Below are 2,311 nucleotides of genomic sequence, written 5' to 3'. Positions count from 1 at the left end.
CCTCAGGCGCATGTCCAGCCTTGGCGTCATTAAGAAGCGCGCCGAGCGCGTCGCCGCCCGCCGCCAGATCGACGAGCTCGGCATCGTCTGCCGTTCCGAGAAGGACGAGCTTTCGTCGCTCTCTGGCGGCAACCAGCAGAAGGTGATGGTGGCGCGCTGGATGTCGCAGGCCTCGCGCCTCTTCATCCTCGACGAGCCGTTCCAGGGCGTCGACATTTCGGCCCGGCGCGATATCGCCGCGAAGCTTCGGGCCAGCGCCGACGGCCGCGCGACGCTGATCTTCGTCACCGAGATCGACGAGGCGCTGGAAACCGCCGACCGCATCCTGGTGATGTCGGAACACACGATCGTCGGCGAGCACAGGAACGCCGATATCGACCTCGACCGGCTGCTGGCGGAAGTGGCCGGCGGACCGCTGCATGATGTTGCGTGAGATCGTGCGGATGACGAGACTTGGAGTGCAGGCATGAGTTCTAGTTTGGCAGAGAGGACAACAGCGCGGGAGCGTTCGATGACATTGCGCGACTATGCCATCCGCTACGGCTTCATCGTCCTGCTGGTCGGGTTGATCGCCTATTTCGCGATCGCTGCCGACGGTTTCGTTTCGCCGCAGAGCGCGGTCTTTATCTTCCAGTCGGTGGCCATTACCGGCGTGCTGGCGCTCGGCGTCACCGCGACGTTGGTCGTCGGCGGTTTCGACCTGTCGATCGGCTCGGTCGCCACAAGCGCCATGATGGCGGCGTCCTATGCCATGGTCGTGCTGGAGCAGAACGCCATCGTCGCGGTGATCTCCTGCCTGGTCATCGGCGTCATCGTCGGCCTGATCAATGGCTGGCTGATCGTCTATATGCGCGTGCCCGACCTGCTCGCGACGCTTGGCATGATGTTCCTCCTGCTCGGCCTGCAGCGCATCCCGACCGAAGGACGCTCGATCGCCACCGGCATGACCATGCCCGATGGCTCGGTCGCCAACGGCAAGTTCTCCGAAGCCTTCCTGGCGCTCGGCCGCCACCGCATCGACTTCTTCATCCCGAACCTGATCCCGGTCTCTGTGGTGGTGCTGGTGGTGCTCGCGCTGCTGATCTGGTTCTTCCTCGAATACACCCGTTTCGGCCGCATGATGTATGCCGTCGGCAGCAATGAAACGGCGGCCGAGCTCGCCGGCGCGCCTGTCAAGGCATACAAAATCTGGGCCTATGTCATTTCGGGAGTTTTTGCCTCGATCGGCGGGATTTTGCTCGCCGCGCGGCTTGGACGCGGCGACATCGCCTCGGGTAATAATCTGTTGCTCGACGCAGTCGCCGCGGCGCTCATCGGCTACGCGGTGCTCGGCGCCGCCAAGCCCAACGCCTTCGGCACCGCCGTCGGCGCGGTGTTCGTCGGCGTCCTGCTGCAAGGCCTGACGATGATGAACGCTCCTTACTACACGCAGGATTTCGTCAAGGGCGCGGTGCTCGTCGTCGCCCTTGTCTTCACCTTCGCCCTTTCCGGCAGGGGCAAGAGATAGTTGCGACCGGGACATTGATGAGAACACAAACGGAGGAAAAAGTGAGCATCACAAGGAGACTTTTGGGGAAGGCGGCACTCGGCCTCGCCGGCGCGGCGCTGCTGATGCAGGGCACGGCGTTGGCGGCGGACCGCCCGGCGCCGTTCGACAAGCCCGGCGTCAAGATCGCGCTGGTGCGTTATCTCTCGACCGGTGACTTCTTCCAGGCCTATCTCTCGGGCGTCGAGGCGCAGGCCAAGGCGCTCGGTGTCGACCTGCGCGTGCTGGACAGCCGCCAGGACGCCGCGCTCCAGGCCGACATGGTCGACCAGGCGATCGCGCTCGGCGTCCAGGGCATCATCATCCAGCACGGCCTGACGGAATCGATGAAGGACGCCGCCCAGCGCGCGGTCGACGCCGGCATCAAGGTCGTCGCCTTCGACGTCAATGTCGAGAACCCGAAGATCCCGCAGATCGAGCAGTCGGACAAGGATCTCGCCAAGCTGGCGCTCGAACAGGCGGTCAAGGACAATGGCGAGAGCTGGAAGGCCGGCTATGTCTATGTCGCCGGCATCGCCCCGCTCGACCGCCGCAACGAGACCTGGGTGGATGTGAAGAAGAAATATTCGGGCATCAGCGAGGTCGCCCAGTTCGGCACGCTCGACAACCCGATCGCCAACTCCGTCGCCAACCAGGCGCGCTCGGTGCTGCAGGCGCATCCCGACATCAAGGTGATGTTCGCGCCCTATGACGAGTTCGCCAAGGGCGTGAAGATCGCCGTCGACGAGGCGGGCCTGAACAAGGGCATCAAGATCTACTCGGCCG

At 64.3% G+C, this 2,311-nt stretch carries 3 protein-coding genes; all 3 read left to right on the top strand.

The genetic code is table 11. The features are described 5' to 3' along the window. The coding region (locus EOA27_RS32530; protein ID WP_145970686.1) for an ATP-binding cassette domain-containing protein at positions 1 to 433 on the top strand (433 nt) is incomplete at its 5' end. Positions 434 to 511: 78 nt separating this feature from the next. Continuing rightward, the gene (locus EOA27_RS32525; RefSeq protein ID WP_126078689.1) at positions 512 to 1,507 is read left to right on the top strand and encodes an ABC transporter permease; all 996 of its coding nucleotides are present in this window, start codon (positions 512 to 514) and stop codon (positions 1,505 to 1,507) included. Positions 1,508 to 1,548: 41 nt separating this feature from the next. Next, positions 1,549 to 2,311, top strand: a 763-nt coding sequence (locus EOA27_RS32520) for a substrate-binding domain-containing protein (protein ID WP_145970685.1), incomplete at its 3' end; no start/stop codon positions are given.

The organism is Mesorhizobium sp. M2A.F.Ca.ET.037.01.1.1 (assembly GCF_003998075.1).
Lineage (GTDB): Bacteria > Pseudomonadota > Alphaproteobacteria > Rhizobiales > Rhizobiaceae > Mesorhizobium.
This window is presented reverse-complemented; position numbering and strand designations above follow the sequence as displayed.

Bases quoted from the DNA above. Each gene is read 5' to 3' on its own strand.
- EOA27_RS32525 (WP_126078689.1), top strand. From the start codon at position 512: ATGACATTGCGCGACTATGCCATCCGCTACGGCTTCATCGTCCTGCTG.